Here is a 23420-nt window from a genome sequence, read left to right on the forward strand (position 1 = left end):
CACCGCGTCGTGCGTTCGTCGCAAGCGACGCCCGCCGCCGTGGACATCTCTGCACCGTTGGCAACCCGCACGGAATCCACTTAAAAATCGGGGAAAGCTGTTCAGACAAGCGGAGCCACTTCTCTGCGTGGGACGGACAGGAGCGGTTGGCTCGGGTGTTGGTGGATCACGCGATGGCAGACGATGCCGGCTCCGTCGAGTACGTTAGTGCGGCGGGGCGCGCGTTCTTCGTCGGCTCAGTGGCGCGCGTATTCACGCCTGGCTGCAAACATGACACGGTGTTAGTGCTGGAGGGCAGCGGAGGCGGCGGTAAATCTAGCTTTTTTCGCGTGCTCGCTGATGCAGTGTTGCCGGGACTGTTCTCTGACTCCGTGGGCGACCTGAGTAATCCTCAGTCTGTCGTGGAGGCGACTGGCGGCCGGTGGATCGTGGAGATTGCCGAACTTGCGGGCATCAGGCGTGCCGCCGACGTAGAGGCACTGAAGGCAAGCATTACACGGCAAGAGGACACAGTGCGCCGGCCCTATGCGCCGCTGCCTGTGACTGTCCCCCGCCGCTTTGTTCTGGCAGCGACAACAAACCGGAGCGAGTACCTGCACGATCCGAGCGGGGCACTGATGCGGCGGTTCTGGCCGGTGCGGACGCTTGCAACAGAGACGAATCCGATCGACTTGGCTAACCTCGCAGCGGCAGCCCCACAGCTGTGGGGCGAGGCGGTGCGCCTCTTTCAAGCTGGCGCACGTTGGTGGATCGATCAGGTCGCGGACGCGACGGCGTTTGCACAGTGGGCGCGTTGCCGTAACGACCGACGCGAGTCGGACCCGATGGAGGATGGAATCATCGAGGCGCTCATGGGGCTTGCGGAGACCTACGCCTCCGACCTACAGGGATTCCCCCTCACAGAGATTGCCAAGAAGGCAAATGACTTCGCAGCTCTGGACGGAAACCCCGCTGCCATATCTCGGCTAGCCTCACTGCTTCGCACACTCGGGCTCGAAAGTCGAAAGGACAGCGCTGGGCGCAAGCGATGGCACTTTACGAGCGCCAGCCTACGCGACTTCTTGGAGCGCCGTGCATCTCTGCGCGAAGCGGCCGGAGCCGTACGGACACGTACGGACCCCCCCGTGCATCCTTTGAAGCAAGCAAAGGAGTGTGTGGGCACACAAGTCGGAACGAGGGAGCCCATACGGATTGGGCGTCCGTACCCCTCCGTCACCATTCCGGGAAAGGTGGATGCAAATGCCTGACGCTTTCTCAGAGCCGGCCCAAGTGCGGCTGGCAGGCGTGCAAACGGTAGCGGCTCTCGCTGAGCGCGAGGGGTGGATGGATGCCGATGAGTACGCTATCAAGTTCGCTGAGGCGCTGTGCAGCAACGGCGTATCGCTGGACGCGCAGAGGGAAAGACTTGCGGCTCTCGTGAACGTTGCGAGCGCCACTGCCGGCGACGAGTTGTCCGCCGAGGAACTCGGGAAGCACTACATCATCCTCGATGCGCTGTTTCGGAGATTGATTGTGGACGCCATGAACGTTGCGGGTGACAGTCGGAAACTGGATGCGAGCGACAAGCTGCTCACGGGAGCACTGAAGGCGCAGAGGGCGGCGCTAGCGTGCCTATCCGCGCTCAAGATGATCCGTGAAAGTGCCACGCTGCAGCCGCCGGTGCGGCCCCGTTCCGCGCGAGCGCTGCCAGCCCCTGACAATGGCAAGCAAACTGATGGCGAGTGACAGCCGCCGAACTGACGCAGTGCGAGCGGCGCTGCAGGTGCACAGGCCGTGGGAGCGGTCCACGGGGCCCCGCTCGGTGCGTGGCAAGCGGCGCGTGTCGTCCAACGGTATCTCCCATGGCGCACAGTCCCTTGCCTTCACGCTGGCATGCCGGTACGCTGACACTCTGACCCTAAAGCTTGATCAGGGAGGAATGCAATGACTCGCACACATACAGCCTTCGTGGTTGTCTCTCTTCTTGCAACCGGCCACACGTTCGCTCGGCCCGTCACGTGCCACGAAGAAGCCGGCACGATGCAGCACATCTGCTACGACCCAGCGAACATCAGGCATAACGGGAACGTGCGAGCCTCTCCGATTCTGATGGGCGGGCCGGCTGGCGTCGAAAGGACCTCGTTCGTGCTCGTCACCGACTGCGAGAAGGGAGTCATCACAATGCAGGACCGCCGAGGGGTAAACGTCGGCGGAGGTCTCACGAACAGCTCCAGCGCGTCCGGCCGCGCTCTCGCGCGGTGGATGTGCGACGAAAAGAAGACTCGCTTCGACAAGAGCCTTCGACAATTCTGAGATGCGCTACTGGATGCGACCGAACATTTCGGGACTGCACCTCATTGCCCGAGCGACCTGGATTGCGCCGCACTTTTTGGGGTGCATAAAAACCGTACCCGTCAAACGCAGTGCGCAGTCGGCGGAGGTAACGGAGAGGTAATTGGCACAATGAGGGGCTTCGAGCTAGAGGTTTCCCCTTTCAAAGTACCCGTTTTTCTGGCGGAGCAGGAGGGATTCGAACCCTCGATACGGTGAAACCGTATACCGGATTTCGAGTCCGGCGCATTCGACCACTCTGCCACCGCTCCTGATTCGGTTCGCGTGGTGCGAAGCCCGGTATTCTAGCGCAGTCAGCCGTCCGCCCGCAGGCCCAGCCGTTCGATCACCTGCTTCCAGCGCTGCCGTTCCTGCTTCAGCCGCGCCGCCGCCTGCTCCGGCGTGTTCGGCACGAACTCCAGGTCCGCGGCCAGCATCTTCTCGCGCACGTCCGGCTGCTGCAGCACGCGGCCGATCGCGGTGTTGAGCTGGCGGATCACTTGCGGCGGCGTGCCCTTGGGCGCCAGCAGCACCTCGCCGAACGAAACTTCGTAGTTGGCGATGCCCGCTTCGGCCATGGTGGGCACATCGGGTGCGATCGGCGAGCGGCGCGCGGAGGTCACCGCCAGCGCCTGCAGCTTGCCGGCCTTGACGTGCGGCATCACGACGGCGGTGGCGAGGAAGCCGCATGGCACCACGCCGGCCATCACGTCCTGCGCCGCCGGGCCGGGCCCGCGATACGGCACATGCGTCATCTGCACGCCGGTCGCGGCGGCAAAGAGCTCCGCGGCGAGATGCCCCGGCACGCCGTGCCCGCCCGACGCATACGACATGCGCTGCGCGCGCGCCAGGGCAACGAGGTCGCCCACGGACTTCACCGGCACCGACGGGTTGCACACGAGCGTCTGCGCCGCATTCGCGAGGTACAGCACGGGCGCGAGGTCGGTGTCCGCGCTGAAGTTCGTCTTGTACAGCGAGGGGTTCGCGGTGACGACCGTGTCGACGGTCGCGAGCAAGGTGTAGCCGTCGGGTGCGGCGCGCGAGACGGCTTCGGCGGCCACATTGCCGCCCGCGCCGGGCTTGTTGTCGACGATGAGGGGCTGCTTGAATTCGGCGGCGAACTTCTCGCCCACCAGCCGCATGATGAAGTCGTTGGGCGTGCCCGGCGGGAAAGCGGGCACCGCCGTCACGGGACGCGTGGGGTAATCGTTCGCAAGCGCCATGGCGCACAGCGCGGTGCAGGCCAACGCAGGTAGCCAACGGGTGAACAAGGCACGCATCGCTTCGCTCCTCGCGGCCGCGGCAGGGGCAGCCGACGGGCCGAGTTGAGCAGATCGCGCCCCCATGCGTAAGATGCACGCGGCATTGCAGCCATAACCGGGAGCTATGTCATGCGGCTCAACCAGGTTCGCGATTTCGTCGCTGTCGTGGATGCCGGCAGCATCTCCGCCGCCGCGCGCGCTCTCGGCGTCTCGCAGCCGGGCCTGACCAAGAGCCTCGGCGCGCTCGAGGCGGAGCTCAACGCACCGCTGCTGCAACGCGGCCCGCGCGGCGTGGGGCTCACGCGCTATGGCCGCGCGTTCTACGCGCGCGCACGCGCCGCGCATACGGAGCTGGAGAAAGCGCGCCAGGAGCTCGTGCACCTGACGGGCGAGCGCACCGGCCAGCTTTCCATCGGCTTCGGGCCGCTGGCCGCGGCGCTTGTGGTGCCCGCCGCGGTGTCGCGCTTCCACCAGCAGTACCCGCGCGTGGAAGTGCGGCTGATCGAGGGCTTCGCGCACGTGCTCATCCCGCTGGTGCGCGACGAGACGCTCGACCTGATGGTGGGGCCGCGCCTGCCGGGTCACCAGGCCGAACCCGCGTTGAAGTTCCGCCCCGTGTTCCACAACGAGCAGATCGTCGTGTCGCGGCGCGGCCACCCGCTCGCGGGCGCCGCGACGGCGCAGCAACTGGCGGAAGCGCATTGGGTGAGCTTCGAACCGCGCCCCGTGCACGATCGCATGCTGGCGGGCCTCGGGCTGGCGGGCGCGCGCGAGATGATCCAGTGCGAGTCGCTGAACGTGCTGGTGGCGCTGCTCGCCACGTCGGACATGCTGGCCATCGCCTCGCGCCGCATCCTGGCGCTGCCGCAGTCCGGCAAGGCCTTGCAGGAGATCCGGATCGCGGAGCGCGTGCCCTCGATGACGACGGGCCTCTACATGCGGGCCGACTCGCCGCCCACGCCGCCGGCCGCCGCAATGTCGAAGCTGCTGCTGGAGATCGGCCGCGGCCTCGCGGCGCGTTAACCCAGCTGGGTGAGCCCGCCCATGTAGGGCCGCAGCGCCTCGGGCACCGTCACGGAGCCGTCGGCGTTCTGGTAGTTCTCCAGCACGGCCACGAGCGTGCGGCCCACGGCGAGACCGGAACCGTTGAGCGTGTGGACGAGCTCGTTCTTGCCCTGCGCGTTCTTGAACCGCGCCTGCAACCGGCGCGCCTGGAAGGCCTCGCAGTTCGACACGGAGCTGATCTCGCGATACGTGTCCTGCGCGGGCAGCCACACCTCGAGGTCATAGGTTTTCGCGGCGCCAAAGCCCATGTCGCCGGTGCACAGCAGCACCACGCGGTACGGCAGGCCCAGCTTCCGCAGCACGGCCTCGGCATTGGTCACCATCTCGTCGAGCGCCTCGTAGCTCTTGTCGGGATGCGTGATGCGCACCATCTCGACTTTGTCGAACTGGTGCTGGCGGATCATGCCGCGGATGTCCTTGCCGCCGCTGCCCGCCTCCGAGCGGAAGCAAGGCGTGTGGGCCGTCAGCTTGAGCGGCAGCTGCGACTCGGCGACCACCTCGCCGCGCACGAAGTTCGTGAGCGTCACTTCGCTCGTGGGGATGAGGTACAGCGCCTTCTTCTCCTCATCGCCCAGGCCGCTTTGCCCGCCCTTGCTCACGGCGAACAGGTCTTCCTCGAACTTCGGCAGCTGGCCCGTGCCGCGCAGCGTGTCCTCGTTGGCGATGTAGGGCGTGTAGCACTCGGTATAACCGTGCTCCTGCGTCTGCACGTCCAGCATGAACTGCGCGAGCGCGCGATGCAGGCGCGCGACCTGGCCCTTCATCACCGTGAAGCGCGCGCCGGCAAGCTTCACGCCCAGCTCGAAGTCCAGGCCCAGCGGCGTGCCGATGTCCACGTGGTCCTTCACCGCGAAATCGAACTTGCGCGGCTCGCCCCACTTGCGCACTTCCACGTTGCCCTTTTCGTCCTCGCCCACGGGCACGCTCTCGTGCGGCAGGTTGGGCACGGCCAGCAGCAGCTTCTCCATCTCGGGCAGGATCTGGTCCAGCCGCGCGGCGGATTGCTCCAGCTCGGTCTTCAGCTTCGCGACCTGCGCCATCACCTCGTCGGCGCTCTGGCCCTTGGCCTTGAGCTGGCCGATCTGCCTGGAGAGGGAGTTGCGCTGCGCCTGCAGCTCTTCGGTGCGGGTCTGGATGGTCTTGCGCTCGGCTTCGAGCGCGCGGAAGGCCGCCACGTCCAGGTACTCCTGGGGCGACCTCCTCGTGTTGAGGCGCGCGACCACCGAGTCGAGGTCCTTGCGCAGCAGGTTGATGTCGAGCATAGGGGCCCATTTTATTCGGGGGGCCGCAGCAGGCGCTCGAGATAGGCCTCCTTCGCCGCGCATCGAGGCGTGCCCCAGCACGGCTTCACCGTCTTTACCGGCACGCCGTCGAGCGACAGCGTGATCTCCCACGGCCGCTTCATCAGCCGCACGTGCACGTACTTGGCGAAGGCTTCGGCGAAGTCGTCGGCGGGGCGCGTGGCGGCGTAAAGCGTCGGGAAGTTCGTGTTCTCCAGCGCGTCGTAGGTGGCCTTCATCTCCGACGCTTCCAGTTTCGCGCCGAGGTAGTACACGAGGCGCTGGCGCTGCGCAAAGTCGTGCCCGCCATAGGGGCGGTAGTCGTTGGCGCGGCGGTCCACCGTCCACGTGAGGTCGAAGAACGGCCACGCGCGGTCCGCATGCGCTTCGCGCGCCGGCTTCCAGAACGGCGGGTGCGCGTCGCTGCCCATCGACAGGACGTGGCCGAGCTCGTGCAGCAGGATGTACTGGATGGCGCCCTTGCGGTCGTCCGCGCCGTCTTCCGCGATGCGCGCCTTCAGCTGCCATGCGGGGGCGGGCTTGAAGGGCGTGTTCTCCTTCCAGGTGGCCCACGCGTTGGCCGTGTGGCGCGCGAGCAGCTCGGCATCCAGCAGCACGAGCCCGCCCGCCGGCGTGCCGTCGGCGTTGAACACGATGTCCGCGAAGCCCGTGCCGCCGAGGTCGCCGACGAGGAAGATGCCGAAGAGCTTCGCGTCGAGCGCCTGCACCACCTGCGGCGGCAACTCGCGCACGGCGTCCTGAAGGTCGCGCATGAAGGCGGCGTCCGCGGCGGGAGCGCGCGGCTTCTCGGGGAAGCCCTGGACGATGTTCTCCAGCAGCATGTACTCGAGCAGCACGTCGGGTGCGGCACGCACGCGCTCGATCAAGGGCCGCGCGCGGTCGGCCGCCCATGTCTGCGCCTTGTGCGCGCGGTGTTCGTGGATCACGCGCACGCGGCAGTCGCGGTCGCCGGGGTTGCAACCGTAGGCCGCGAACGGGTCCTTCTCCTGGGCCTGCGCACACAGGCACGCCAAGCCCAGCAAGACTGCGCAGAGCCGCGACGTGAGGCTCATGGCTGCGGCTGGCGTGCGTAGCTGGCGGTGAGCGCCTCCCAGACGTGCCCGTCCGGCTCGCCCCAGTAGACCATGCGGCCGCCGTAGGCCGTGTTCACCTGCATGTCGGCGGGGCCGTGCGGCAGGCTGCGATAAGGAATCTCGAGTTGCTTCAGGCGCGCGAGGATGACGTCGAACGCTTCGTCGTCCACGCGAAAGCAGTAGTGCAGGACGGGAAAGCCCGTGTCGTGCTGGTCGAAGTCGAGCGTGAGTCCGTCGCTCACGAACACCGGCGAGAACGGGCCGACACCGGTTTCGGCCCAAGGCACGCCCAGGATCTGCGCGAGGCGCTTCGCCGACGCGACACGGTCGCGCGCGGGAACGATGAGGTGGTCGATCTCGATGGGCATGGCGTCAACCCACGCACTTGCTGCGCTCGTACCACCGCGGCAGCAGGGCGAGGAACTCGTCCATTCTGGCAGGGTTGGCGGGCTGCACCACTTCGCCGTCGGGCGCGTTCGTGAAAAATCGCTCGCCGTCGATGGCGAGGTAGCCCACCGGCTTGCCTTGGGCGCGGAAGGTCAGAACCACGGTGCCGCACGAGCTGTGCTCCACCTTCTCCGCGGCCCATGCCGTCTGCCGCAGCGCATTGGCGAGCGTCCACGCACGTTGCACCGCTTGCGCGTCCGTGAGCTCCCCGCCCGGTTCGGGCTTGCCGTACTGCGTGATGACGATGCGGTCGGCGGGCGGCAGCGGCTCCAGCTTGCGCTCGGCGCTGCAGGCGCAGAGCGCTGCAGCGAGCAGCAGCGCGGCCGCTCTCACGGGTCCGCCGGCAGCATCTGCGGGTTCCAGGCGACCTCCCACAGGTGGCCGTCGGGGTCCTGGAAGTACCCAGCGTAGCCGCCCCAGAACGTGTCCTGCGCAGGCTTGGCGATGCGGGCACCGGCGCGTTTCGCTTCTTCCATCACCTCGTCCACCTGCTCTTTCGTGCGCACGTTGTGCGCGAGCGAGAACTCCGTGGCGCTTTGCGGGCCCAAGGCCACGCCCGCGTCTTTCGCGAGGCTGGTGCGTGGCCAGAGTGCCAGCCGCAAGCCGCCGTCGAGGTCGAAGAAGGCGACCGCGCCGTTCTCGAACTCCTTGCCGACGATGCCCTGCGTCGCGAGCCCCAAGCCGTCGCGATAGAACGCCACCGAACGCCCGAGGTCGGACACACCCAGGGTGATGAGCGTGATGCGCGGTTTCATCTACTCGAGCACGAGAACCAACCTCTTGCCCAGTGCAGCGGCAGCGCGGTCGAGTGTCTTGAGCGACGGCCAATGGGTCGGATCCTCCAGCCGTTTCACAGCCGGCCACGAGGTCTCCAGTGCGCGGGCAAGCTCCGACAAGCTGCGTTCCCCGCGTGCAAGGCGCAGCAACATCGCCGCTTGTGTCTTTGCATCCGGCGCGATGTACTGGGCACCCTTCACCTTCTGGCTCGGCGCAGGAACGTCCTTTGCCTCGTCAAGGCGCCAGGCCAGCATCGCCGAGAGCACTTCCCCCGCATTGAAAAGCGCCTCTTCCCTCGTCTGACCTTCCGTGAATGTGTCCGGAAGGTCGACAAACTGCACAAGAAAACTGTCGTCTTCCTGTTGCTCCACGGTGGCGGGGTAGCGGATTTCCACGGTAATGCCTCACTTCACTTCAACTTGAAACCCGACTGGCGCTGGATGAGCGCGAGCAGGCCGACTCCGATGTCTCGCGAGCCATGCACTGGCACCGGCACGGCCTGGGCACCCTTCACCATGATGTGGTGGCTGCCATGGATGCGGTCGAGCTTCCACCCAGCCGCCTTGAGCCTCGCGATGACCTCCTTGCCTGTCATCAAGCTTCATGATAGATCAAAATCGATCTATCTTCCACAGCACATCAGGGCCTCGCAAAGGCGATCGCATCCACGGCTGTGGCGTGGTGGTACCTCAGCTGCCATCCGGCGGGGCTGCGCTGCCAGAGCGAACACCGCTTCGCGGCTCTCGTGCGAGTACCGTCCGGCCCGGATTCGTCGGTGTCGAAGTGCAGCAGCGCGACCGAGTCGCAGACGAGCTCGACCTTGTGGTTGATGGCGCGCACTTCATGGATAGATGCCCGGCCGGACAGGTACTCGAGGACATGCTGCCGCGAGTAGGCGATGCCGGAGCGGCCGATCTCGTGGAAGTCGGGATGCAACACTTCTTCCAGCCGTGCGACCGTGCACAGTTGGCCGGGGTGGTGGATTTGCGCCTCGAGCGCGGCCAGCGTCGTGCACAGGTCCTGCTGTGGTGCCGTGTTGAGCACCGCCTCGATGGCGTGCCCGTCGGGGTCGAAGACGAACGCGGCGAAGTAATGCGGGCCGTAGTGCTCGCGCAACCGGGGCTCGCCGTTGTCGCGGCCGCCATGCGCAAGTGCCGCGGCGTGGAAGTTCACGACAGCTTCGCGGGACGGCGCGGCGAACGCCGCATGGAAACCGTCATCCGAATGAGGTGTTCGCCCGGGGCGCAGCTTCAGCGCCAGCTTGTCGCCACCGCCCGGTGGGCCGTACCCGACGCCCGTGGCCACGGTCCACACGCGCACGAATCCCAGCGGCGCGAGCGCAGCGTCGTAGAAGCGTCCGGCGCGGTCGAGGTCGGCCACGCCGAGCGAGATGTGGTGAAGCGGTGCCATCGATGCCCTCATTGCCCGAACGCGAAACGCACGGCCGCGAGCGACAGCGCGAACAGGTAGCCGTAGCCGAACTTGTCGAGCCGTATCAGTTCCTGGCGCTTGCGCTCGCGCAGCGCCCCCACCAGGCACATCGTCAGGCCCACTGCGACAGGCGCCAGCAGCAGGTAGCCGATGCGGCCCGCATGCGTGCGCATGAACAGCTCGGGGAACACGAGCAGGCTCAAGCCCCCTGCGGCCGCCCCGAGCACGATGTAGCCGATCCAGGCGAAGAGGCGGCTGGGCTTCTCCTGGAAGGGCCGCTTGAAAGCATGAAGGCCGACCTCTGCAAGGAGTTCGATCACCGCGCCAAGAAGGAACTCGCCGAAGAATTCCAGCAGGAGTTCGATGAGGAATTCAGCCATGCGGCAGGGTCACGCGATCCGTCGCACGTCGCCATTGCCCGGCGTTGCACTCTCGTGGAACAGGTCGAACAGGAACTGCTCGATCTCGCCTTCCTCGATGAAGTCCGGCACGACGAAGCCGGCCGGGCTGCGCTTGCCGTCCGCGCCGATCGCGTAGGCCTGCCACTGCGTGCCTTCGCGCTGGATGGCGTAGATGCGGCCGAACACGTTGAAACGCAGCGTGTTCATCGGCGCCCTGCCGGGTCAGCGGCCGCGGCGCTTGTGGCGCAGGAGGAGATAGCCATAGATCGCTGCATTGAGGGTGATGACAACGGCCGCCAGGATCAACTGCACATCGCGCGTCAGGCCGGGTGGGTAGATTATGGGCAACAGGTAGCGCTCGACAAAGCTTTCGCTGTAGCCACCAACGCCACCCAGGGCGCGGAAGTGGTTCTAGCATCGGACACGGCTACGCGCGAAACGCCGCTTCAGCAGCAGTCGCGACGGAGTTCACGCGGCCCGGGTAGGAGAGCCACTTCATCGCCGTGTTCAGGTCGTCGACGAACGATCGCGCCTCCAGCACCCGTCCCTTGCCGAGGTCGAGGTCTCGCGTGGTGTGGGCGTCGCTGACCAGCGTGAGGTCGAAGCCTCTCTCCAGCGCACCGTAGGCCGTGGCGCGGATGCACCAGTTCGTTGCCGCGCCGGCAAGGAAGATCCGGGCCACGTCGAGCTTCTCCAGCAACGCGGGCAGCTCGGTGTCTTCGAAAGCGGAGTTGTGCTGTTTGTAGATCCGCGCTTCCCCGGGTGCCGGCTGCAGTTCGGGCACCCACTCCCATTCGGGAGAGCCGCGCCTGAGATCGTCGTCCTCGTGCTGCACCCAGATGACCGGCACGCCGGCTTCGCGCGCGCGGCGCACAGCCAGCGCCACGTTGTTCACGACACGGTCGCGCTCCCACGCGGTTGCGACCACGCCGACCTGGACATCGACCACCAGAAGAACCGCATTCGTCATCGCGAGTCCTTTCCAAAACCATGGTCCTCGTGCCACTGCGCGAGCGACATGCTCGGGTAGTGGTCGAAGCGCGGGTCGCCCGGATTGCCTTCCACCTTGACCCAAGGCGCCTTGGAGCCGACGAGGCAGTGCACGTTCTCCAGCGGGACCGGCAGCGGGGTGTCGATCGCGCCGGCGTGCGGGTGCACGAGCTCGGGCCACCGCGGGTCCCACACCCACAACGCGCTGCCGCAACCCGTGCAGAAGTAGCGGCGAGCCGGGCTGAGATGCGTGCCCTTGCCTCCTTCTTTCGGCAAGCGCGCGCGATAGATGCCCAGGAACTTCTTGCCCATGACCTTCATGCTGCGCGCGACGCCGCCAAGGTTGATGGCATAGCCGCCAGTACCGGCCGTCTTGCGGCAGACCGTGCAGTAGCAGCGCATGAACGGCACCGGTTCATCCGAGTCGAGGGTGAACTTGACCTTGGCGCAATGGCACGAGCCCTTGAGTTTCATGCGGTCACTCCAGCTTTCGCGCAGCACCATCGATGCGGCGGCACGCCTCCACCAGCTTGTCCAGCGACGTGGCGAACGAGACGCGGAAATACGGCGACAACCCATAGCCCGTGCCCTCCGGCACGGCCACGCCGGATTCGAGCAGGTACGCGCCGACGTCCACATCGGTCTTCAGCTCCTGCCCGTTCGGCGTGCGCCGCCCGATCCAGCCGGCGCAGGAGATGTAGATGTAGAACGCGCCATCGGGCCGGGTGCAAGAGAGGCCGGGGATTGCTTCGAGCAACGGCAACACCTTGTCGCGCCGCAGCTGGAACTCGGTGCAGCGCTGCGCAACGATGTCCTGTGGCCCGTTGAGTGCGGCAACGGCCGCGGCCTGGCTGATGGACGAAGGATTCAAGGAGCACTGCGCCTGCATGCGCGCCATCGCGCGAACGAGGTTGGCGGGTCCCGCGCCGTAGCCGAGACGCCAGCCCGTCATCGCATACGTCTTGGACGCGCCATTGACGATGAGCGTGCGGTCCGCGAGTTGCGGCGCAGCCTGTGCGAAGGAAACGAACGGGCGCCCGTCGAACACGATGTGCTCGTACATGTCGTCCGCCAGGATCCACACGTGTGGATGCCGCTCCAGCACGCCCGCGAGTTCGCGCAGCTCATCGCCCGTGTACACCGCGCCCGTCGGGTTGGAGGGTGAATTGAGCATCAGCCATTTCGTGCGCGGCGTGATCGCCTCTTGCAGCTGCGCGGGCGTTACCTTGAACCCGTTGGCGGGCCCGGTGCGCACCCACACGGGCACGCCCTCGGCGAACTCGGTCATGATCGCGTACGCGACCCACGAAGGCGCGGGGATGATCACTTCGTCGCCTGCGTCGACGGTGGCCATCAGCGCGTTGTACAGCACCTGCTTGCCGCCCGCGCTGGCGGAGATGTTCTCCGGCTTGAACGCGAGCCCGTTCTCGCGCCGGAACTTGGCGACGATCGCCTCCTTCAGCTCCGGCGTGCCGTCCACGGGCGTATAGCGCGTCTGCCCGTCACGCATCGCGCGGTGAGCGGCTTCGATGACGTGGTCCGGCGTCGCGAAATCCGGTTCGCCCTGCGATAGGCCGATGATGTCCACGCCCGCCGCACGCAGCTCGCGCGTGCGCTGCGCGGACGCCGCGGATGCCGAGATGCGGGCCCGCTCGACGCGTGCGGAAAGGAACGCCACCTAGTTCACCACGATGTTGGCTTCGCGGACGACCTTGGACCACTTCGCCCGCTCCCTGGCGATGTGCTCCGCGAAGGCTTCGGGCGTGCCGCCCACCGCCTCGGCGCCCTGCTCAGCGAGCTTCTGCTTCATCTCGGGCGTCGCGAGGATCGTGTTGATCTCGCGGTTGAGACGCGCCACCACTTCGGGCGGCGTGCCGGCAGGCGCCGCGATGCCGCTCCAGGAGAGCGACTCGTAACCGGGCACGCCGGACTCGGCCACCGTCTTCACGTCGGGCAGTGCGGGCGTGCGCTGGGTGCCGGTGACGGCCAGCACACGCAGCTTGCCACCCTTGATGTGGCCGACGGCGCCCGGCATGTTCTCGAACATCATCGACACGCGTCCCGAGATCACGTCCGGCATGGCCTGCCCGCTGCCCTTGTACGGGATGTGCAGCAGCTCGGTGCCAGTCATCAGGCGGAACAGCTCGGCCGACATGTGCGTCGACGAGCCGGAGCCCGACGATGCGAACGATACCTTGGCGGGCGCCGCCTTCGCGGCTGCCACGACGTCCGCCACGCTCTTGAACGGCGAGTCGGTGGGCACGACCAGCACGTTGGTGATCGATGCGATGTAGATCACGGGCTTCAGGTCTTTCGCCGGGTCGTAGCTCAGGTTCTTGTACATCGAGTCGTTGATCGCCATCACGCCGGTGGTGGCCATGAGCAGCGTGTAGCCGTCGGGCGGGGACTTCGCGACGGCGTCGGCACCGATGTTGCCGCCCGCGCCGGGGCGGTTGTCGATGACGACGGGTTGGCCGAGCGCGGTGGCGAGGCGGTCGCCGACCAGCCGCGCGAAGATGTCCGTCGAGCCGCCGGGCGCGAACGGGACGACGATGCGCAACCCCTTCGAGGGCCACGTCTGCGAGTGGGCGGGGAGCGCGGCGGCAAAGAGGGCGATGCCGAGCGCGGCGAGGAGTCGGGGGTACATCTTGGGATCTCCTGGTGCTGATGCGCGGGCCAGTATCCGCGCACCCCCGCCCGCGCGGCAGCGGGGTTGCCCTAGGAGTCGACGCGCACGAACTCCACCGTGCCCGAGTGCTGCGGCACCGACACGAATGCATTCAGCGGCCACGAGTGCAGGCAGGCCAGCGTCGTCGGGCCATTCGGCGCGCCCGATTTCCACGACACCGTCATCGTGTTGCCGGAGCGCACGACCTTCGTGATGGTGGGGATGTAGCAGCGGATGCCGGTGCCGAGCGAAACGCCGACGATCATCGAAGTGCTGAAGTCGTACGTGGGCGAGTCGGTCGTGGTTTGCCCCAGCTGCGGCGCCGGCGACCAGGCGGCGGAAAGCTCCCCCTGGTTGCGGAACACGTAGGTCGCAGGCGCGTAGGCGCCGTTGATGCGCGAGACGGCATCGGTCGAGGCGACCGGCTCGGCATCGGGCCCACCTCCGCCGCAGCCCGCCACCAGGGCAGCGCAGAAAACGAGGGGAGAAAGTACGCGGGTCAATCCTGGGTTCATCGGTCCTCCTTGCCTACTTTGCCATCACCGCGGCGTCCGCGCGCAGTTCGCCCTCGGCGCTCTGCTGCAACGCCCACATGTCCGCATAGCGCCCGCCACGCGCCAGCAGCTGCTGGTGCGTGCCGCGCTCGATGATGCGGCCCAGTTCCATCACGAGGATCTCGTGCGCATCCACCACGGTGGACAAGCGATGCGCGATCACGAGGGTCGTCTTGTGCTCGGCCACGCTCTTGAGCTCCGCCTGGATCGCGCGCTCGTTGGCGCTGTCCAGCGCGCTCGTGGCCTCGTCGAAGATCAGGATGGGCGGGTCCTTGAGCAGCGTGCGAGCAATCGCCACGCGCTGCTTCTCGCCGCCGGAGAGCTTCAAGCCCCGCTCACCCACCATCGTCTGGTAACCGCGCGGCGTGCTCATGATGAAGTCGTGGATGCGGGCCGCACGCGCGGCGTCAACCACTTCGTCGTGCGTGCAGCCGGGTCGGCCGTACGCGATGTTGTATTCGACGGTGTCGTTGAACAGCACCGTGTCCTGCGGCACGATGCCGATGGCCTGCCGCACGCTTGCCTGCGTCACGTCGCGGATGTCGTGGCCGCCGATGGTGACGTGCCCTTGCTGCACGTCGTAGAAGCGGTACAGCAGCCGCGCCAGCGTGGACTTGCCGCTGCCCGACGGGCCCACCACCGCCACCGTCTTGCCGGCGGGGATCTCGAAGGTCACGTCGTGCAGGATCGGCCGCGCGGCCTCGTAAGCGAAATTCACATGCTCGAAGCGCACCGTCGAGTCCGCCACCGGCAGCGGCTGCGCGTCGGGCTTGTCCGCCACCTCGCGCTCCTTCTCCATCAGCGTGAACATCTTGTCCAGGTCCGTGAGGCTCTGCTTGATCTCGCGGTACAGCACGCCGAGGAAGTTCAGCGGGATGTACAGCTGGATCATGAAGGCGTTGACCATCACAAGGTCGCCCAGCGTCATGCGCCCGTCGATCACGCCCTGCGTGGCGCGCCACAGCATGGCGACCAGGCCGATGGCGATCACAAGCTGCTGCCCCGTGTTCAGCAGCGACAGCGTGGTCTGGCTCTTCAGGCGCGCGCGGCGCAGCCGCTCCAGGCTCTCGTCGTAACGTCGCGCCTCGGAGCCCTCGTTGTTGAAGTACTTGACCGTCTCGTAATTCAGCAGCGAGTCGATGGCCTTGGTGTGCGCGGCCGAATCGAATTCGTTGGCCTCGCGGCGGAACTTCGTGCGCCACTCGGTCACGCTCACCGTGTACGTGACGTAGATGACGAGCGCGCCGATGGTGATCCACGCGAACCACGCGTCGAACTTCACCGCCAGGATCGTGAGCACCAGCGTCACCTCGATGATCGTGGGAACGATGCTGTAGAGCGAATATGAAATCAGCGACTCGATGCCGCGCACGCCGCGCTCGATGTCGCGCGTCATGCCGCCGGTCTGCCGCTCCAGGTGGAAGCGCAGGCTCAGCGCATGCAGGTGCTTGAAGGTCTCCAGCGCGATGGCGCGCGCCGCGCCCTGCGTGGCCTTGGCGAAGACCAGCTCGCGCAGCTCGGTGAAGAGGGTCGTCGACAACCGCAGCAGGCCGTAGGCCAGCAACAGACCGGCCGGCACCACCATCATGGCCATGGCCGTGCCGGCCTTGACGTCCATCGCGTCCACCAGCTCCTTGAGCAGCAGCGGCACGCCCACGTTGGCCAGCTTGGCGCCCACCATGAAGGCGAGCGCGGCCACGACGCGCCACTTGTATTGCCACAGGTAGGGGAACAGGCGCTTGAGCGTCGCCCAGTCGGACCGGGGGCCGGTGTGCAGGGGTGCTGGAGGTGATGGGTCGCCGCCGCGGCGCATGGGGGAGAATCCGTGGGTACTGTTTGAGAGGATTGTGCCCATGTCCGCCATCGCCCAGCTGCCCCCGCCCCCATTGCCCTCGGACAAGGAACTGGTTCTCAAGGTCATCCCCATGCCGGCGGACACCAACGGCAACGGCGACATCTTCGGCGGCTGGGTCATGGCGCAGGTGGACCTGGCCGGCTCGGTGATCCCGGCGCGGCACGTGCAGGGGCGAATGGCCACCGTGGCGGTGAACCAGTTCATCTTCAAGCAGCCGGTGCGCGTGGGCGACATCCTGAGCTTCTTCTCGCACGTCACGCGGATCGGCAACACCTCGATCACGGTCGACGTGGAGGTTTACGCGGAGCGCTTTCGCGCGCAGGGGCAGTTCGTCAAGGTGACGCAGGCGTCGCTCACCTACGTCGCCATCGACGACGACGGCAAGCCGCGGCCGATCCCGAAGAGCTGACGCGCCCCCGGGCAAGGGCGCGCGCTCGTTCAGGCGCCCTCGACCCGCACGCCCGCGACGCCGTCGGCCACGGAGAACCGCTGAAAGGGTCGCACGGGTGACGCGGCATCGGCCACGTCGTCCACGGCGCGGAACTCGACGCGGCAACGCTCGCTGGCGATGTCGGCCACGGCGTAGCCGCGGCGGTCCGCGCGCCCCCAGCGCAGGTGCGGGTTGTTGGCCAGCATGCGCTGGACCGTCTCCGCGCGCGGCCCTTCGGACGTGATCGCGCCGCCCACGAACTCGCTCGCCACCGCCGGGCCGCCCGGCTCGCGCACGACGTCGGCCGCCCAGAAGGCGTGCACGTCGCCGCTCGCCACGACCACGTTCGACGGCCGGTGCCGCGCCAGCGCGTCCAGCAGGCGCGTGCGCGCCGCCGGGTAGCCGTCCCAGCCGTCCATCCAGTACGCCGGCGCGTCGCGCGTGCCGCGGTTGGTGGGTGTGAGCAGCGTGGGTTGGCCCAGCACCGTCCATTTCGCGGGACGCGCCTGCAATTGCTGATCGATCCACGCCTCCTGCGCCGCGCCGAAGAAGGTGCGCGCGGCGTCCTGCCTCTGCGCGCAATCCACCAGCGGCTGTGCGCTGGTTCCCGGCAGGCACACGTGCGGCGAGCGGTGCTGCCGGCCGTCGAGCACCAGCAGGTCCACCTGGTCGCCGAAACGGTAGCTCGCGTGGATGGTGGCCATGCCGTTGCGCGGCCGCATGCTCGCGGGCACGGGCATGTGCTCGTACCACGCCTGGTAAGCGGCCGCGCGGACCTTCATGAAGCGCGCCGGCTCCTGCATGCGTTGCGAACGGTCGCCGGTGTAGTCGTTGGCGACTTCATGGTCGTCCCAGGTGACGACCCACGGGAAAGCGGCATGCGCCGCCTGCAGGTGTGCGTCGCCCTTGTAGAGCGCATAACGATCGCGGAACTCGTGGAGTTCGGTCGGGATCCCGGTTTCGTGGCGGCGCACACGCCGGACGCCCCACGACGACTCGTAGATGTAGTCGCCCAGGTGCAGCACGAAGTCCAGCTGCTGCGTGGCCATGTCGCGGTAGGCCGTGAACCAGCCTTGTTCGTAGTGTTGGCACGAAGCGAACGCGAACCGCACCGGTGCGTTGCTGCCGGCGGCGGGCGCGGTCCGGGTGCGGCCGGCGGGGCTGCGCGCACCCAGCGCGGTGAATCGGTACCAGTAGTCACGCGCGGGTTGCAGCCCGGAGAGCTCCACGCGCGCCGAATGCGCCTCGTCGGCCGACGCCCGCACGCTGCCGCTCGCCACGACTTGCCGGAAGCCTTCGTCCGCCGCGAGTTCCCATTGCACCGGCACCGCCGCATCGCCCATGCCGCCGCCTGCGAGCGGCTCCAACGCCAGGCGCGTCCACAACACGACGCCGTCCGGGCGCGGGCAACCCGAGGCCACGCCGAGCGTGAACGGGTTGCGGTCCCGCCGCGGCTGCGCATGCAGCACGAGCGCGGGGCACGCCAGCATCGCCGCGCCGCCCGCGAGCAGCCGCCGCCGTGCGCCGCGCATGCCGCTGCTCATCGCCCGGCGCGGCGCGCCCCCAGGCACAGGTCCGGGCGGTCGGTGGTGATCTGGCGCACCGGCATCTTCATCCAGTGCGCGATCTCGCCGGGCTCGTTGATCACCCACACGCCCAGGCGCTCGCTGCCGAGCGCGCGCAGGCACTGGTTCCACGTGGCGGCAAGCAGCACCTTCTGCACGGCGACGATGCAACCGGGGATGGCGTTGTAGCGCTCCAGCGCGCGCGTGATGCCGCCCAGCATCTCCGCGCTGCGGTGGTCGAGCGAGGCGAGCACGCGGCCTTGCGGCCACTCCCGCCGCACCTGCTCCAGCACCTCGGGCACGAAGCAGGTGAGGATGCTGCGGTCGGCCACGCCGGCGTCGTGCAGCTTGCGCACGAGGCGCGCGATGGCGCCGTCCGGCAATTCGCCGGCCGCATTGGTCTTGATCTCCACGTGCAGTTCCATGCGCGTCGGGCGGAAGAAGTCGAGCACGGCATCGAGTGTAGGCACGCTCTCGCCCGAGGGGGCATCCACCGCGCTCTGGCCGCGGCGCAGCCGCGCGCTCAGGACAGTGACGGCATCGAGGTCCTTCACCGCGCCGCGCGCGTCGGTGGTGCGGTCCAGCAGCGGGTCGTGCAGCACGACGGCCGTGCCGTCGCGTGTTTCGTGCACGTCGAACTCCACCGCGTCCGCGCCGAGTTCGATCAGCTTGCGAAACCCGAAGAGGCTGTTCTCCGGCCACAGTTCCCGCGCGCCGCGGTGTCCCACGATGATCATGCTTGCGTGCTCCTTGTCGGTTTCACTTGCTGCTGTCCACCAGGCCCTTCACGAACGACCGCTGCAGCACCACGACCACCACCACCGGCGGCAGCATCGTCAGCAGCGCGGCCGCCATGGCCACGTTCCACGCGGGCTGCGTGTCGGATTTCGGGATGAGGTGCGTCAGGCCGATCACCGCCGTGCCCATCTCCGGCTCGGTCGTGAAGAGCAGCGGCCACAGGTACTGGTTCCATCCGTACAGGAACAGGATGATCGCCAGCGCCACCATGTTCGAGCGCGACAGCGGCAGCAGCACCGTGAAGAAGAAGTGCATCGGGCTCGCGCCGTCCAGGCGTGCCGCCTCGCACAACTCGTCGGGCACGGTCAGGAAGAACTGGCGGAACAGGAACGTGGCCGAAGCCGAGGCCACCAGCGGCAGGATCAGCCCCGGGTAGGTGTTGACCATGTTCCATTCGAGGTGCACGTCCAGGTGCGCGAGGTCGGCGATCCACTGCAACGGCAGGGCCGCATTGGCGACCGCCTCGTACGTCGGCGAGATGCGGACCTCGATCGGCAGCATCAGCGACACGAAGATCAGCCAGAACGCCGCCATGCGGAACGGGAAGCGGAAGTACGTGATGGCGAACGCCGACAGCATCGACACCGCGATCTTGCCCACGGTGATGCCCACGGCTACCACGAACGAGTTGAAGAAGAGGCGCTGGAAGTTGGCCTTGCTCCAGGCCGTGCCCACGTTCGCGAGGAACTCGCCGCCCGGCAGCCAGGGCAGCGGCACCTGCAGCACCTCCTCGATGGTGAGGGAGCTCGCCACGAACGCCAGCCAGAGCGGCACGCAAACGGCCGCGACGCCCGCCAGCAGGAGGGCGTGGCAAATGCCGTTCAGGATGGGGGTGCGCTCGACCATCTTCAGGAGTCGTAGTTGACCTTGCGCTCGACGTAGCGGAACTGCAGCAGCGTGAGCAGCAGCGCGAACGTCATCAGGATCACCGACTGCGCGGCCGACGAGCCCAGGTCCAGGTTGACGAAGCCGTCGGTGAACACCTTGTAGACCAGCACGTTGGTGGCCCCCGCGGGCCCGCCTTTCGTGACGGCATGCACAATGGCGAACACCTCGAAGAAGCCGTACACGAAGTTCATCACCGCCAGGAAGAACACCGTCGGCCCGAGCAGGGGCAGCCCCACGCTGAAGAACCGCCGCAGCGGTCCCGCGCCGTCCACCGCGGCCGCCTCGATCAGCGACGACGGGATGGCCAGCAGCCCGGCCAGCAGGAAGATGTAGTCATAGCAGATGTGCTTCCACGACGCGGCCAGCACGACGAGCACCATCGCGTCGGTGCCGTTGCGGTTGGGGTCCCACGCCAGCCCCATGTCCTGCATGACGTGGGCGAGCGGCCCCACGGCGGGGTTGAAGAGGAAGGCCCACAGGATGCCCGCGATGACCGGCGCGATCGCGTAGGGCAAGAGGATGATCGCCTTGTACAGCTCGCGCCCGCGGATGATGCGGTCCGATGCGAATGCGAGCACCAGCGCGACGGCGATGGTGAGCACGTTCTGCGCGAGCGTGAACACCACCGTCACCTTCACGGACTCGCGGTACGACTCGCTCGCGAGGAGCTGGCGGAAGTTGTCGAGGCCGGCGAAATGGACGGTGTTGCCGAACGGGTCGGACAGCAGGAAGGCCTGCGTCAGCGCGCGCAGCGACGGGATGAAGAAGAAGAACAGCAGGATGCCCAGCTGCGGCAGCAGCAGCAGCACGGGCAGGCGCACGCCGCGGAAGTGCGCGCGCTTCAGGCCTGCTTCTTCTCCCATGTCGTTACTTTCAGTACTTGCCCTTGTTCAGCTTCTCGTACTGCCGCAGGATCTCGTTGCCGCGCGAGACGGCCGCGTCCATCGCCTCCTGCGGCGTCTTCTTGCCGGCCAGCACGGCCTCGAACTCCTCGCGCTGGGCGAACATGGTCTGCGTGAAGTTGCCGAAGTGGAACCCGGTGGAGTTCTCGGTCGGCGTGCCGCGGCCCAGCTGCAGGATGGCGATCTCGCGGGTCGGGTGGTCCTTGTAGTAGCCCTGGATCTTGGCGATCTGGTAGGCCTTGTCGGTGAGCGGCACGTAGCCCGTCACCTTGTGCCACCAAAGCTGCGTCTCAGGCTTGGCCAGGAAGGCGAGGAAGGCGGCGACGCCTTCGTACTCCTGCGGCTTGCCGCCCTTGAGCACCCACAGCGCCGCGCCGCCGATGGTGCTGTTCTTCGGCTGCCTGCCCTGCTCCCACGGCAGGTAGGTGGCGCTCCAGTCGATCTTGGAATTGCGCTCGATGCTGCCGTGCGCCGCGGTCGAGGCGAAGAACGTGGAGCACCGCCCGGACGTGAAGAGCTGCTCGGGGCTGAAGCCCTGGCCGGCAATCTGCATCAGGCCGTCGTCGACCCATTTCTTGATGCGCGCGACCTGCTGGACCACGCCGGTCTTGTTGTAGACGAACTCGGTGTTCAGGCCCTTGTAGCCGTTGGCCTGCGTGGCATAGGGAAAGTCGTTGATCGCGCTGTAGTTCTCGAACAGGCTCCAGTGGTAGTCCCCCGCCAGGGCCGAGCCGCACTGCGAGATGCCCTTCTGCTTGATCGCATAGAGCTGCTTCTCGAGGTCCTGCCACGTCTGCGCGGGCCCGTTGGGGAAGCCGGCTTTCGCGAAGTGCTCCTTGTTGTACCAGAGGATCGGCGAGGACGAGTTGAAGGGCATCGCCATCAGCTTGCCCTTGTAGCTGTAGAAGCCGGCGACGGGCCGCACGAAGTCGTTCCAGTCCACCTGCTGGCCGCGCTGCGTCATGAAGTCCTGCACCGGCAGCGTGGCGTCGGACAGCAGCATGGTCATGAAGCCGCGCTCGTAGATCTGCACGAGCTGCGGCGCGCGCTTGGCGCGGTACGCGGCGATTGCGGCGTTGATCACCTCGTCGTAGTTGCCCTTGTTGGTGGCCACCACCTGGTACTTGGTCTGCGACGAGTTGAAGTTCTTCACCAGCTCGTCGACGCGCTCGCCGAGCGTGCCGCCCATGGCGTGCCACCACTGCACCTGGATGGGTTGCGCGGCCGCGGGCAGCGCGTTCAGGCCGAGCAGCGCCGCGCAGGCGCCGGCCGTCAGCAAACGTCGGAATGCATTCATGGTCTGTCTCCTTGGGCAAGGTTGCTTGAAATCGCGGGCGTGTGTCGCCACGTCGGGGGTTGAACGGTCCAGAAGCCCTGCGGGCCGCACAGCTCGCCGACGGCGCGGTCGAGCCAGCCCAGGTCTTCCAGCAAGTCGAGCAGCGTGTAGCGGCGCCGGATGAGGCGCGCACGGCGGTAGTCGGCGGCCAGCGTCGCCACGTCGAGGCCGAGGTCGTGCGGATGCGTGGGCGCGCCGAGCGTCGCGAGGCGGCGTTGCATCTCGCGCGCGGGCACGAGGCGCGAGGCCAGAGACTGGCGCAACCCGGGCCACGCCGACATGAAGCGCTGCACGCGCGCGCTGCGGCTGCCGATCGCGCGTTTCGCAGTCATCTCGGTGCGTGCGGCGGCGGCGACTTCGCCGTCGCCCAGCGCTGCGGTGATTTCGCGGTCGAGCGCGGCAGCGTCGTCGTAGTCGGGTGCATGGGCGGACTCGAGTTCCTGCGCGGTGCGCGCCAGCAGCCACTCGTAAAGCGCAAGCATCGCCACGCAGCCGACGCCGACGCACGCGCCGTGCGCCGCTGCTTCGCCGTCCACCTGCAGGCCTTCCATCTCCCACAGGTGCGAGAACTGGTGGTCGCTGCCGCTGGCGGGGCGCGAGTTGCCGTGCGCCTGCATCGCGAAGCCGCTCACGAGCAGGCCGGCGAGCAGCGCGGCCAGCGCCTGCGGGTCGGCCGCGGCCAGGCGTTCCGGCCGTCCCAGCCATTCGGGCAAATGATCCTGCACGAGGTCGAACGGCCCGCGGTTGATCGCTTCCACGCCCAGCGCGTCGGCCAGCACCCAGTCGGCGCCTGCCACCACCTTGCCCGCAAGGTCGCCATAGCCCCAGCCCACCATGCGTGCGGGCGCGGACGCGAGCACCGCGGGGTCGGCGAGGATCGCCACGGGCGGCGGGCATGCGAGCGTGCGCTTGAAGCCGCCCTCCAGCAACGCGGCGCCGGACGCGGCGTAGCCGTCCATCGATGCGGCGGTCGCCACGCAGACATAAGGCCGGCCCGCGATCGCGGCGGCATATTTGACGAGGTCGTTGACGACGCCGGACCCGACGGCCACGGGCGTCGCGCCTGTCTGCGCCAGCCGCGCCGCGACCAGTTGCGCCGCCTCCGCGCGCGGCTTCAGGCGCGGCTCGGCGTCGAACAGCAACGGGCTCGCCGTGCCCTGGCCTTGCGCCTGCAGCGCCTCGTGCACGTCACGGCCCGCGGCCTCCCACGTTTTGCGGTCGGCCACCACGAGCCAGCGCGCCCCCGGTGCCACGCGGGCCGCAACGGCCGGCACCGCCGCCGCGGCGCCCGGCCCCACCACCACTTCACGGGTCACGGCCGCATCGCGAAGCGCGGCTTCCAGGATCGTCATCAAAACAAGTGTATC

The 23420-nt window shown here is 67.7% G+C and carries 27 protein-coding genes, 1 tRNA gene and 1 pseudogene; 4 read left to right on the forward strand and 25 right to left on the reverse strand.

The genetic code is table 11. The features are described from left to right. Together H8R02_RS28590 and H8R02_RS28595 are read left to right on the forward strand one after the other, a co-directional pair. The coding region (locus H8R02_RS28590) for a virulence-associated E family protein (RefSeq protein ID WP_222622686.1) at positions 1 to 1247 on the forward strand (1247 nt) is incomplete at its 5' end. Next, on the forward strand, positions 1240 to 1725 hold the full coding sequence (locus tag H8R02_RS28595) for a hypothetical protein (RefSeq protein ID WP_187085221.1): 486 nt from the start codon (positions 1240 to 1242) through the stop codon (positions 1723 to 1725). The genes H8R02_RS28590 and H8R02_RS28595, both read left to right, overlap by 8 nt. A gap of 766 nt (positions 1726 to 2491) precedes the next feature. Here the strand turns inward: H8R02_RS28595 and H8R02_RS28600 are convergent. Both H8R02_RS28600 and H8R02_RS28605 read right to left on the reverse strand, forming a co-directional pair. After that, positions 2492 to 2582: transfer RNA gene (locus tag H8R02_RS28600), tRNA-Ser, on the reverse strand. 42 nt (positions 2583 to 2624) lie between these two features. Next, the gene (locus tag H8R02_RS28605) at positions 2625 to 3590 is read right to left on the reverse strand and encodes a Bug family tripartite tricarboxylate transporter substrate binding protein (protein WP_187085223.1); all 966 of its coding nucleotides are present in this window, start codon (positions 3588 to 3590) and stop codon (positions 2625 to 2627) included. A 111-nt stretch (positions 3591 to 3701) separates the two neighbouring features. On the opposite strand from H8R02_RS28605, the gene H8R02_RS28610 reads away from it, so the two are divergent. Then, positions 3702 to 4595, forward strand: coding sequence for a LysR substrate-binding domain-containing protein (locus H8R02_RS28610; RefSeq protein ID WP_187085225.1), 894 nt, complete (start codon positions 3702 to 3704; stop codon positions 4593 to 4595). Here the strand turns inward: H8R02_RS28610 and serS are convergent. The 17 genes and pseudogenes from serS to H8R02_RS28695 form a co-directional block, all read right to left on the reverse strand. Beyond that, the gene (serS, locus tag H8R02_RS28615) at positions 4592 to 5899 is read right to left on the reverse strand and encodes a serine--tRNA ligase (RefSeq protein WP_187085227.1); all 1308 of its coding nucleotides are present in this window, start codon (positions 5897 to 5899) and stop codon (positions 4592 to 4594) included. The genes H8R02_RS28610 and serS overlap by 4 nt on opposite strands. A gap of 11 nt (positions 5900 to 5910) precedes the next feature. Next, entirely contained in the window at positions 5911 to 6990 is a 1080-nt protein-coding gene (locus H8R02_RS28620) for a hypothetical protein (RefSeq protein ID WP_187085229.1), read from the reverse strand. After that, positions 6987 to 7379 (reverse strand): VOC family protein, encoded by a 393-nt coding sequence (locus H8R02_RS28625; protein ID WP_187085231.1) that lies wholly within the window; start codon positions 7377 to 7379, stop codon positions 6987 to 6989. The genes H8R02_RS28620 and H8R02_RS28625 overlap by 4 nt, the downstream gene beginning before the upstream one ends. A gap of 4 nt (positions 7380 to 7383) precedes the next feature. After that, a complete protein-coding gene (locus H8R02_RS28630) occupies positions 7384 to 7791 on the reverse strand; it encodes a hypothetical protein (protein ID WP_187085234.1) in 408 nt (135 codons plus the stop codon). Continuing rightward, positions 7788 to 8213, reverse strand: coding sequence for a VOC family protein (locus H8R02_RS28635; RefSeq protein WP_187085235.1), 426 nt, complete (start codon positions 8211 to 8213; stop codon positions 7788 to 7790). The genes H8R02_RS28630 and H8R02_RS28635 overlap by 4 nt, the downstream gene beginning before the upstream one ends. Next, the gene (locus H8R02_RS28640; protein ID WP_187085237.1) at positions 8214 to 8630 is read right to left on the reverse strand and encodes a type II toxin-antitoxin system HicB family antitoxin; all 417 of its coding nucleotides are present in this window, start codon (positions 8628 to 8630) and stop codon (positions 8214 to 8216) included. It lies immediately after the preceding gene. A gap of 14 nt (positions 8631 to 8644) precedes the next feature. Continuing rightward, positions 8645 to 8830, reverse strand: coding sequence for a type II toxin-antitoxin system HicA family toxin (locus tag H8R02_RS28645; RefSeq protein ID WP_187085239.1), 186 nt, complete (start codon positions 8828 to 8830; stop codon positions 8645 to 8647). Between the two features lie 44 nt (positions 8831 to 8874). Beyond that, positions 8875 to 9645 carry a VOC family protein gene (locus H8R02_RS28650; protein ID WP_187085240.1) on the reverse strand — a complete coding sequence of 257 codons (771 nt, stop codon included), beginning with the start codon at positions 9643 to 9645 and terminating at the stop codon, positions 8875 to 8877. 8 nt (positions 9646 to 9653) lie between these two features. Continuing rightward, entirely contained in the window at positions 9654 to 10046 is a 393-nt protein-coding gene (locus H8R02_RS28655; protein WP_187085242.1) for a hypothetical protein, read from the reverse strand. A gap of 9 nt (positions 10047 to 10055) precedes the next feature. Continuing rightward, positions 10056 to 10274: a DUF7661 family protein gene (locus H8R02_RS28660; RefSeq protein WP_187085244.1), complete on the reverse strand. Its 219-nt coding sequence runs from the start codon at positions 10272 to 10274 to the stop codon at positions 10056 to 10058. Positions 10275 to 10289: 15 nt separating this feature from the next. Then, a pseudogene (locus H8R02_RS28665) lies at positions 10290 to 10466 on the reverse strand (DUF2784 family protein); the annotation flags it as partial. Between the two features lie 28 nt (positions 10467 to 10494). Continuing rightward, positions 10495 to 11037 (reverse strand): cysteine hydrolase family protein, encoded by a 543-nt coding sequence (locus tag H8R02_RS28670; RefSeq protein ID WP_187085246.1) that lies wholly within the window; start codon positions 11035 to 11037, stop codon positions 10495 to 10497. After that, positions 11034 to 11531 carry a GFA family protein gene (locus H8R02_RS28675; protein ID WP_187085248.1) on the reverse strand — a complete coding sequence of 166 codons (498 nt, stop codon included), beginning with the start codon at positions 11529 to 11531 and terminating at the stop codon, positions 11034 to 11036. Before H8R02_RS28675 ends, H8R02_RS28670 begins: the two co-directional genes overlap by 4 nt. 4 nt (positions 11532 to 11535) lie before the next feature. Further along, a complete protein-coding gene (locus H8R02_RS28680; RefSeq protein WP_187085250.1) occupies positions 11536 to 12735 on the reverse strand; it encodes a pyridoxal phosphate-dependent aminotransferase in 1200 nt (399 codons plus the stop codon). Then, on the reverse strand, positions 12736 to 13704 hold the full coding sequence (locus H8R02_RS28685; protein WP_187085252.1) for a Bug family tripartite tricarboxylate transporter substrate binding protein: 969 nt from the start codon (positions 13702 to 13704) through the stop codon (positions 12736 to 12738). A 71-nt stretch (positions 13705 to 13775) separates the two neighbouring features. Further along, entirely contained in the window at positions 13776 to 14240 is a 465-nt protein-coding gene (locus H8R02_RS28690; protein ID WP_187085254.1) for a hypothetical protein, read from the reverse strand. 13 nt (positions 14241 to 14253) lie between these two features. Then, positions 14254 to 16092 (reverse strand): ABCB family ABC transporter ATP-binding protein/permease, encoded by a 1839-nt coding sequence (locus H8R02_RS28695; RefSeq protein WP_187085256.1) that lies wholly within the window; start codon positions 16090 to 16092, stop codon positions 14254 to 14256. Between the two features lie 40 nt (positions 16093 to 16132). On the opposite strand from H8R02_RS28695, the gene H8R02_RS28700 reads away from it, so the two are divergent. Beyond that, positions 16133 to 16543 carry an acyl-CoA thioesterase gene (locus H8R02_RS28700; protein ID WP_187085258.1) on the forward strand — a complete coding sequence of 137 codons (411 nt, stop codon included), beginning with the start codon at positions 16133 to 16135 and terminating at the stop codon, positions 16541 to 16543. A 29-nt stretch (positions 16544 to 16572) separates the two neighbouring features. Here H8R02_RS28700 and H8R02_RS28705 read toward each other — a convergent pair whose 3' ends face one another. The 6 genes from H8R02_RS28705 to H8R02_RS28730 are packed head-to-tail and all read right to left on the reverse strand — an operon-like array spanning position 16573 to position 23405. Next, complete coding sequence (locus tag H8R02_RS28705; RefSeq protein ID WP_187085260.1) at positions 16573 to 18096, reverse strand: alkaline phosphatase D family protein; 1524 nt, start codon at positions 18094 to 18096, stop codon at positions 16573 to 16575. Between the two features lie 8 nt (positions 18097 to 18104). Next, the gene (locus H8R02_RS28710; RefSeq protein WP_187085261.1) at positions 18105 to 18866 is read right to left on the reverse strand and encodes a glycerophosphodiester phosphodiesterase family protein; all 762 of its coding nucleotides are present in this window, start codon (positions 18864 to 18866) and stop codon (positions 18105 to 18107) included. Between the two features lie 22 nt (positions 18867 to 18888). Further along, a complete protein-coding gene (gene ugpE, locus H8R02_RS28715) occupies positions 18889 to 19773 on the reverse strand; it encodes a sn-glycerol-3-phosphate ABC transporter permease UgpE (RefSeq protein WP_187085263.1) in 885 nt (294 codons plus the stop codon). Between the two features lie 2 nt (positions 19774 to 19775). Next, positions 19776 to 20678: an ABC transporter permease subunit gene (locus H8R02_RS28720; RefSeq protein ID WP_187085265.1), complete on the reverse strand. Its 903-nt coding sequence runs from the start codon at positions 20676 to 20678 to the stop codon at positions 19776 to 19778. Positions 20679 to 20688: 10 nt separating this feature from the next. Then, entirely contained in the window at positions 20689 to 22014 is a 1326-nt protein-coding gene (locus H8R02_RS28725) for an extracellular solute-binding protein (protein ID WP_187085267.1), read from the reverse strand. Next, positions 22011 to 23405 carry an iron-containing alcohol dehydrogenase gene (locus H8R02_RS28730; protein ID WP_187085268.1) on the reverse strand — a complete coding sequence of 465 codons (1395 nt, stop codon included), beginning with the start codon at positions 23403 to 23405 and terminating at the stop codon, positions 22011 to 22013. The genes H8R02_RS28725 and H8R02_RS28730 overlap by 4 nt, the downstream gene beginning before the upstream one ends. Positions 23406 to 23420: the final 15 nt, after the last annotated feature.

The organism is Ramlibacter albus (assembly GCF_014297445.1).
Lineage (GTDB): Bacteria > Pseudomonadota > Gammaproteobacteria > Burkholderiales > Burkholderiaceae_C > Ramlibacter > Ramlibacter albus.

Bases quoted from the DNA above. Each gene is read 5' to 3' on its own strand.
- H8R02_RS28655 (WP_187085242.1), bottom strand. From the start codon at position 10,046: ATGGCTGAATTCCTCATCGAACTCCTGCTGGAATTCTTCGGCGAGTTC.
- H8R02_RS28695 (WP_187085256.1), bottom strand. From the start codon at position 16,092: ATGCGCCGCGGCGGCGACCCATCACCTCCAGCACCCCTGCACACCGGC.
- H8R02_RS28660 (WP_187085244.1), bottom strand. From the start codon at position 10,274: ATGAACACGCTGCGTTTCAACGTGTTCGGCCGCATCTACGCCATCCAG.
- H8R02_RS28685 (WP_187085252.1), bottom strand. From the start codon at position 13,704: ATGTACCCCCGACTCCTCGCCGCGCTCGGCATCGCCCTCTTTGCCGCC.
- H8R02_RS28700 (WP_187085258.1), top strand. From the start codon at position 16,133: ATGTCCGCCATCGCCCAGCTGCCCCCGCCCCCATTGCCCTCGGACAAG.
- ugpE (WP_187085263.1), bottom strand. From the start codon at position 19,773: ATGGTCGAGCGCACCCCCATCCTGAACGGCATTTGCCACGCCCTCCTG.
- H8R02_RS28620 (WP_187085229.1), bottom strand. From the start codon at position 6,990: ATGAGCCTCACGTCGCGGCTCTGCGCAGTCTTGCTGGGCTTGGCGTGC.
- H8R02_RS28675 (WP_187085248.1), bottom strand. From the start codon at position 11,531: ATGAAACTCAAGGGCTCGTGCCATTGCGCCAAGGTCAAGTTCACCCTC.
- H8R02_RS28645 (WP_187085239.1), bottom strand. From the start codon at position 8,830: ATGACAGGCAAGGAGGTCATCGCGAGGCTCAAGGCGGCTGGGTGGAAG.
- serS (WP_187085227.1), bottom strand. From the start codon at position 5,899: ATGCTCGACATCAACCTGCTGCGCAAGGACCTCGACTCGGTGGTCGCG.
- H8R02_RS28690 (WP_187085254.1), bottom strand. From the start codon at position 14,240: ATGAACCCAGGATTGACCCGCGTACTTTCTCCCCTCGTTTTCTGCGCT.
- H8R02_RS28650 (WP_187085240.1), bottom strand. From the start codon at position 9,645: ATGGCACCGCTTCACCACATCTCGCTCGGCGTGGCCGACCTCGACCGC.
- H8R02_RS28705 (WP_187085260.1), bottom strand. From the start codon at position 18,096: ATGCGCGGCGCACGGCGGCGGCTGCTCGCGGGCGGCGCGGCGATGCTG.
- H8R02_RS28610 (WP_187085225.1), top strand. From the start codon at position 3,702: ATGCGGCTCAACCAGGTTCGCGATTTCGTCGCTGTCGTGGATGCCGGC.
- H8R02_RS28670 (WP_187085246.1), bottom strand. From the start codon at position 11,037: ATGACGAATGCGGTTCTTCTGGTGGTCGATGTCCAGGTCGGCGTGGTC.
- H8R02_RS28635 (WP_187085235.1), bottom strand. From the start codon at position 8,213: ATGAAACCGCGCATCACGCTCATCACCCTGGGTGTGTCCGACCTCGGG.
- H8R02_RS28710 (WP_187085261.1), bottom strand. From the start codon at position 18,866: ATGATCATCGTGGGACACCGCGGCGCGCGGGAACTGTGGCCGGAGAAC.
- H8R02_RS28725 (WP_187085267.1), bottom strand. From the start codon at position 22,014: ATGAATGCATTCCGACGTTTGCTGACGGCCGGCGCCTGCGCGGCGCTG.
- H8R02_RS28605 (WP_187085223.1), bottom strand. From the start codon at position 3,590: ATGCGTGCCTTGTTCACCCGTTGGCTACCTGCGTTGGCCTGCACCGCG.
- H8R02_RS28595 (WP_187085221.1), top strand. From the start codon at position 1,240: ATGCCTGACGCTTTCTCAGAGCCGGCCCAAGTGCGGCTGGCAGGCGTG.
- H8R02_RS28730 (WP_187085268.1), bottom strand. From the start codon at position 23,405: ATGACGATCCTGGAAGCCGCGCTTCGCGATGCGGCCGTGACCCGTGAA.
- H8R02_RS28720 (WP_187085265.1), bottom strand. From the start codon at position 20,678: ATGGGAGAAGAAGCAGGCCTGAAGCGCGCGCACTTCCGCGGCGTGCGC.
- H8R02_RS28625 (WP_187085231.1), bottom strand. From the start codon at position 7,379: ATGCCCATCGAGATCGACCACCTCATCGTTCCCGCGCGCGACCGTGTC.